The 6,283-nt window shown below is 71.0% G+C and carries 6 protein-coding genes; all 6 read left to right on the top strand.

All coding sequences use genetic code 11. The features are described 5' to 3' along the window. Positions 1 to 1,318 (top strand): carboxyl transferase domain-containing protein (locus IC63_RS07335; RefSeq protein WP_036718563.1); only part of this gene is annotated, 1,318 nt, incomplete at its 5' end. 53 nt (positions 1,319 to 1,371) lie between these two features. After that, positions 1,372 to 1,863, top strand: a complete 492-nt coding sequence (locus IC63_RS07330) for an O-acetyl-ADP-ribose deacetylase (protein ID WP_036718534.1) — start codon at positions 1,372 to 1,374, stop codon at positions 1,861 to 1,863. A gap of 78 nt (positions 1,864 to 1,941) precedes the next feature. After that, positions 1,942 to 3,888 (top strand): acetyl-CoA carboxylase biotin carboxylase subunit, encoded by a 1,947-nt coding sequence (locus IC63_RS07325; protein ID WP_036718531.1) that lies wholly within the window; start codon positions 1,942 to 1,944, stop codon positions 3,886 to 3,888. A gap of 52 nt (positions 3,889 to 3,940) precedes the next feature. Next, entirely contained in the window at positions 3,941 to 4,591 is a 651-nt protein-coding gene (locus IC63_RS07320) for a glutathione S-transferase family protein (protein ID WP_036718528.1), read from the top strand. Continuing rightward, complete coding sequence (locus IC63_RS07315) at positions 4,584 to 5,447, top strand: hydroxymethylglutaryl-CoA lyase (protein ID WP_036718526.1); 864 nt, start codon at positions 4,584 to 4,586, stop codon at positions 5,445 to 5,447. Before IC63_RS07320 ends, IC63_RS07315 begins: the two co-directional genes overlap by 8 nt. Next, positions 5,444 to 6,229 carry a crotonase/enoyl-CoA hydratase family protein gene (locus IC63_RS07310; protein ID WP_036718524.1) on the top strand — a complete coding sequence of 262 codons (786 nt, stop codon included), beginning with the start codon at positions 5,444 to 5,446 and terminating at the stop codon, positions 6,227 to 6,229. Before IC63_RS07315 ends, IC63_RS07310 begins: the two co-directional genes overlap by 4 nt. Positions 6,230 to 6,283: the final 54 nt, after the last annotated feature.

The following is a 6,283-nucleotide window of genomic DNA, read 5'->3' as shown; positions in this document are numbered from 1 at the left end:
GGTCCACGGGCTGGACGTCATGGTCGTGGCCAACGACGCCACGGTCAAGGGCGGCACCTATTATCCGATGACGGTGAAAAAGCACCTGCGCGCGCAGGAGATCGCCGAGCAATGCGCGCTGCCCTGCATCTATCTGGTCGATTCCGGCGGGGCGAACCTGCCCAATCAGGACGAGGTCTTCCCCGACCGCGACCATTTCGGCCGCATCTTCTATAACCAGGCGCAGATGTCGGCCAAGGGCATCCCGCAGATCGCCGTGGTGATGGGGTCCTGTACCGCCGGCGGCGCCTACGTCCCTGCGATGTCGGACGTCACCATCATCGTCCGCGACCAGGGCACGATCTTCCTCGCCGGCCCGCCACTGGTCAGGGCCGCCACCGGCGAAGTCGTCTCGGCCGAGGACCTCGGCGGCGGTGACGTGCACACGCGCCTGTCCGGCGTGGCCGACTATCTCGCCGAGGACGACACCCACGCGCTGGCGCTGGCGCGGCGCGCCGTCAGCCACCTGAACCGCCGCCTGCCGCAGACGGTGGTCTGGCAGTCCCCGGAACCTCCGGCCCACGACCCCGAAGAGATGCTGGGCGTGGTCCCCGGCGACCTGCGCACCCCCTATGACATCCGCGAGGTGATCGCGCGGGTGGTCGACGGGTCGCGCTTCGACGAGTTCAAGCCGCGCTTCGGCGAGACACTGGTGACCGGCTTTGCCCATATCGAGGGCTGCCCGGTCGGCATCGTGGCCAATAACGGCGTGCTCTTTTCCGAGGCGGCGATCAAGGGCGCGCATTTCATCGAACTGTGCTCGCAGCGGTCGATCCCGCTGGTGTTCCTGCAGAACATCACCGGCTTCATGGTCGGGCGGAAATACGAAAACGAGGGCATCGCCCGGCACGGCGCCAAGATGGTGACGGCGGTGGCGACGACCGCGGTGCCCAAGATCACCATGCTTGTCGGCGGGTCGTTCGGGGCCGGCAATTACGGCATGGCCGGCCGTGCCTATTCGCCGCGCTTCCTGTGGAGCTGGCCGAACAGCCGCATCTCGGTCATGGGCGGCGAGCAGGCCGCGGGCGTTTTGGCCACCGTCCGGCGCGAGGGGATCGAGCGCAAGGGCGGCAGCTGGTCGGCCGAGGACGAGGCCGAGTTCAAGCGTCCCACCATCGAGATGTTCGAGCGTCAGAGCCACCCGCTCTATGCCTCGGCGCGGCTGTGGGACGACGGCGTGGTGGATCCGCGCAAGACCCGCGACGTGCTGGCGCTGTCCCTGCGCGCCAGCCTCAACGCCCCGATCGAGCCGACGCGCTTCGGCGTGTTCCGGATGTGACGATGGCGCGGCACTCAGCCTCCGGCGGGGATATTTCGGGACAGAAGATACCCGTGGCGATCCGCGTCTGGCGCGGCGACATCACCACGCTGGCGGTCGATGCCATCGTCAATGCCGCCAACGAGTCGCTGCTGGGGGGCGGCGGCGTCGACGGCGAGATCCACCGCGCGGCGGGTCCGGGGCTGCTGGGGGAGTGCCGGACGCTGGGCGGCTGTCCGACCGGCGAGGCGCGGATCACTGGCGGCCACGACCTGGCCGCGCGGCACGTCATCCACACCGTCGGGCCGGTCTGGCGCGGCGGCGGCCAGGGCGAGGACGCGCTGCTCGCCTCGGCTTATGAGAACAGCCTCGCGCTTGCCCGCCAGAACGGGCTGACGACCATCGCCTTTCCCGCCATCTCGACCGGCGTCTACGGCTTTCCCGCCGACCGCGCCGCCCGCATCGCGGTCGACACGATCCGCCGTCACGGCGCGGGTCTGCAGGTGACGCTGGTCGCCTATGACCCCGCAGCCGAACGGCTGCTCATCGCGGCGCTGGGGCCATGAGTTCTTCTTTGCCAAAATATCCTCCGGGGTTCCGGGGGTGGAAAACCCCCGGTGCCGCGCTGCGATGAAAGGGACGCCATGTTCAGCAAGATCCTGATCGCCAATCGTGGCGAGATCGCCTGCCGCGTCATCGACACCTGCCGGCGGCTGGGGGTGGGGACGGTCGCGGTCTATTCCGACGCCGACCGCGGCGCGCGCCACGTGGCGCTGGCCGACGAGGCGGTCCATATCGGCGGGCCGGCGCCGAAGGACAGCTACCTGCGCGGCAACGCGATCATCCGGGCGGCGCTCGATACCGGCGCGCAGGCGATCCATCCGGGCTATGGCTTTCTGTCCGAGAACCCCGATTTCGTGGACGCGGTGAACGCGGCGGGGCTGGTCTTCATCGGCCCGTCGGCGGACGCGATCCGGGCCATGGGGCTCAAGGACGCGGCCAAGGCGCTGATGGAGAGGGCCGGCGTCCCGGTCGTTCCTGGCTATCACGGCGAGGATCAGGACGCCGGGTTCCTCGCCGATCAGGCCGACCGGATCGGCTATCCGGTGCTCATCAAGGCGGTCGCGGGCGGCGGCGGCAAGGGGATGCGCAAGGTGGACCGCGCCGCGAATTTCGCCGACGCGCTGGCCTCGGCGCAGGGCGAGGCGCAGACTGCCTTTGGCAACCCGGCGGTGCTGATCGAGAAATACGTGACCGCGCCGCGGCATATCGAGGTGCAGGTGTTCGGCGACGGGCAGCGCGCCGTGCATCTGTTCGAGCGCGACTGTTCCCTGCAGCGCCGCCACCAGAAGGTGATCGAGGAGGCCCCGGCCCCCGGCATGACCCCCGAGGTCCGCGCCGCGATGGGCGCCGCCGCCGTCCGCGCTGCCGAGGCGATCGGCTATGCCGGCGCCGGCACCATCGAGTTCATCGTCGACGGCAGCCGCGGCCTGCGCCCCGACGGGTTCTGGTTCATGGAGATGAACACGCGGCTGCAGGTCGAACACCCGGTCACCGAGGCGATCACCGGCGTCGATCTGGTCGAATGGCAGCTGCGGGTCGCCAGCGGCGAGCCGCTGCCTGCCCGCCAACAGGACCTGACGATCCACGGCCACGCCTTCGAGGCGCGGCTGTATGCCGAGGACGTGCCGGCCGGGTTCCTGCCCGCCACGGGGCGGCTGGCGCACCTGCAATTTGCGGAGAACGCCCGGAACGAGACCGGCGTGCGGCAGGGTGACAGCATTTCGCCCTGGTACGACCCGATGATCGCCAAGATCGTCACCCACGGCCCGACCCGCGCCATCGCGCTGCGGGCCCTGGAACAGGCGCTGGTCGATACCGAGGTGGCGGGGACGGTGACGAACCTCGATTTCCTCATCGCCCTGACCCGGCACGCGGGGTTCCGCGCCGGTGAAGTGGATACCGGGCTGATCGGGCGCGATCTGGATGCGCTGCTGGACCAGTCCGATCCAGCGCCCGAGACGCGCGCCCTGGCGGTGCTGGGCGTCGCCGGTTTGCACGACCCCGAGGTGCGCGGCGGCGTCACCCTGTGGGCGCCGCTGCGCCGCACCGTCACCTGGGAGGGCGGCGAGGGCGTCGTCGAGGTGCTCGGCCCCGGTCAGGCGCGGGTGACGCTGGACGGCGCCACCCACGAGGTCAGCCACGAGGGCGGCCGCTGGTGGGTCAACGGCGCGCCGCGGCGGTCGCGGATCGTGGCCCACCCGGCGGGGGTCAGCGTCTTTGGCGGGCGCTCGCTGACACTGGTGCCGCAGGACCCGCTGGACCGGCAGACCGAGGCCGCGGGCGGCGGGATGACGCTGTCGCCGATGCCGGGGCTGGTCAAGGCGGTGTTCGTCGCCGCCGGGCAGGGGGTGGCGGCGGGCGACCGGCTGGCGATCCTCGAGGCGATGAAGATGGAACACACTCTGACCGCCGCCCGCGACGGGGTGGTGGCCGAGGTGCTGGCCGCCGCCGGGGATCAGGTCGAGGCCGGCGCGCCGCTGATCCGGCTGGAGGACGAGGACGGGGGCGCTGCCCCTACGGCCGCGTGACGCGGCCGTTCCCCCGGGATATTTGGGCAAAGAAGACAGGTGGGAGCTGGCGATGATACATCTGCACCATGCGCGGGGCTCGCGCAGTTTCCGGGTGCTGTGGCTGCTCGAGGAGCTGGGGCTGTCATACGCGCTGACCGAGTACGACTTCACCGACGGCAGCCTGCGTTCGCCCGAGCACCTGGCGCGCTCGCCGGCCGGCAAGGTCCCGGCGCTCGAGATCGACGGCGGCACGATCTTTGAATCGGGCGCCATCGTGCAGGTGCTGACCGAGCGCGAGGGGCGGCTGGCGCCGAAACCGGGCGAGGCCGAGCGGACGGCGTTCCTCGAATGGCTGCATTTCGCGGAAACCCAGGCGATCTGCCTGCAGAACCTGAACATCCAGCACAATTTCATCCGCCCCGAGGCGGCGCGGTCGATCCCGACCATGAAGCTGGAAACCAAGCGGCTGGTCGTCACGGCCCGGGCGCTGGAACGGCGGCTGACCGGGCGCGATCATCTGCTCGACGGCGGGTTCTCGGCCGCGGACTGTATGTTCGGCTTCAATGTCCGCTCGCTGGGCTATTTCCTGCCGCGCGGCGATTACCCGGCGATCTTCGCCTGGTGGGAGCGGATGCAGGCGCGCCCTGCCTGCGCCCGCGCGCTCGAGCGCGAGGGCGGCGAGATGTTCGACCGCGATTTCTTCGAGATTCCAGATGCCTGACGTCGAGCTCTTCGAGATGGGTCCGCGCGACGGGCTGCAGAACGAAAAGCGGCTGATCCCGGCCGCCGACAAGATCGCGCTGGTCGACCTGCTGTCGCGCGCGGGGTTTCGGCGCATCGAGGTCACCAGCTTCGTCAGCCCGAAATGGGTGCCGCAGATGGCCGACGCCGCCGAGGTGCTGGGCGGCATCGCCCGCGCCCCGGGGGTGCGCTACGCGGCGCTGACCCCGAACCTGACTGGCTACGAGGGCGCGCGCGCGGCCCGCGCCGACGAGGTGGCGGTGTTCGCCTCGGCCTCGGAGGGGTTCAGCAAGGCCAACCTGAACGCCACCATCGAGGAATCGCTCGACCGCTTCGTGCCGATCATGCAGCAGGCGGCGACCGAGGGGGTGCCGGTGCGCGGCTATGTCTCGGTGGTGACGGACTGCCCCTTTGACGGGCCGACGCCGCCGGCCAACGTCGCCCGGGTGGCCTCGCGGCTGTTCGCGATGGGCTGCTATGAGATCAGCCTGGGCGACACCATCGGGCAGGGCCGGCCCGAGACCATCGACGCGATGCTGGCGGCGGTGCTGGACGAGGTGCCGGCCGAGCGGCTCGCCGGGCATTACCACGACACCGCCGGGCGGGCGCTGGGCAACATCGACGCGAGCCTGGCCCGCGGCATCCGCGTCTTCGATGCCGCCGTGGGGGGCTTGGGCGGCTGCCCCTATGCGCCGGGCGCCGCCGGCAACGTCGCGACCGAAAAGGTCGCGGCCCACCTGGCCGGACAGGGCTTCGACCCCGGCCTGGACATGGACATCCTGCGCGAGGCGGCCGCCTTCGCCCGCGCCCTGCGCGCCACCGGAGAGACCGCATGAGCCATCAGACCATCCGCATCGAGACCGACGCCCGCGGCATCGCCACGCTGTGGCTGGCCCGGCCGGACAAGCACAACGCCCTGTCGGCGCAGATGATCGACGAGTTGACCGAGGCCGCCGGCCGGCTGGGCGCTGATACGGGCGTGCGCGCTGTAATCCTCGCCGCCGAGGGCAAGAGCTTTTGCGCCGGCGGCGACCTGGCCTGGATGCAGGAGCAGATGACCGCCGACGCCGCCACCCGCAGCGCCGGCGCGCAGGCGCTGGCCGGGATGCTGAACGCGCTGAACGAACTGCCCAAGCCGCTGATCGGCCGCGTCCACGGCAACGCCTTTGGCGGCGGGATCGGGATGATGGCGGTCTGCGACGTGGCGATCGGCGTGCACGGTGCGACCTTCGGGCTGACCGAAACGAAGCTGGGCCTGATCCCCGCCACCATCGGCCCCTACGTCCTGGCCCGGATGGGCGAGGACAAGGCGCGGCGGGTGTTCATGTCCTCGCGGCTGTTCGACGCCGCCGAGGCCGAGCGCCTGAACCTGCTGGCCGGCGTCGTCGACCCCGAGGACCTGGACGCCGCCGTCGAGGACGAGGTGCTGCCCTATCTGCAGACCGCCCCCAAGGCCGTCGCCGCGGCCAAGCGGCTGGCCCGCGACCTGGGCCCGCGGATCGACGCCGAGGTGATCGCCCGCAGCATCGACGCCCTGACGGGGGTGTGGGAAGACGACGAGGCCCCCGAGGGGATCGCCGCCTTCTTCGCCAAGCGCAAGCCGCGCTGGCAAGGCTGACGCGCGGCAGACCTGTGCCGCGCGCATAGCCGCCTTTCGGGCGCTAAGGGGTGA

This window comes from Paracoccus sphaerophysae, assembly GCF_000763805.1.
Lineage (GTDB): Bacteria > Pseudomonadota > Alphaproteobacteria > Rhodobacterales > Rhodobacteraceae > Paracoccus > Paracoccus sphaerophysae.
The sequence above is the reverse complement of the archived record's forward strand: the minus strand, read 5'-3'. Positions and strand labels throughout refer to the sequence as shown.

Bases quoted from the DNA above. Each gene is read 5' to 3' on its own strand.
- IC63_RS07325 (WP_036718531.1), top strand. From the start codon at position 1,942: ATGTTCAGCAAGATCCTGATCGCCAATCGTGGCGAGATCGCCTGCCGC.
- IC63_RS07320 (WP_036718528.1), top strand. From the start codon at position 3,941: ATGATACATCTGCACCATGCGCGGGGCTCGCGCAGTTTCCGGGTGCTG.
- IC63_RS07315 (WP_036718526.1), top strand. From the start codon at position 4,584: ATGCCTGACGTCGAGCTCTTCGAGATGGGTCCGCGCGACGGGCTGCAG.
- IC63_RS07310 (WP_036718524.1), top strand. From the start codon at position 5,444: ATGAGCCATCAGACCATCCGCATCGAGACCGACGCCCGCGGCATCGCC.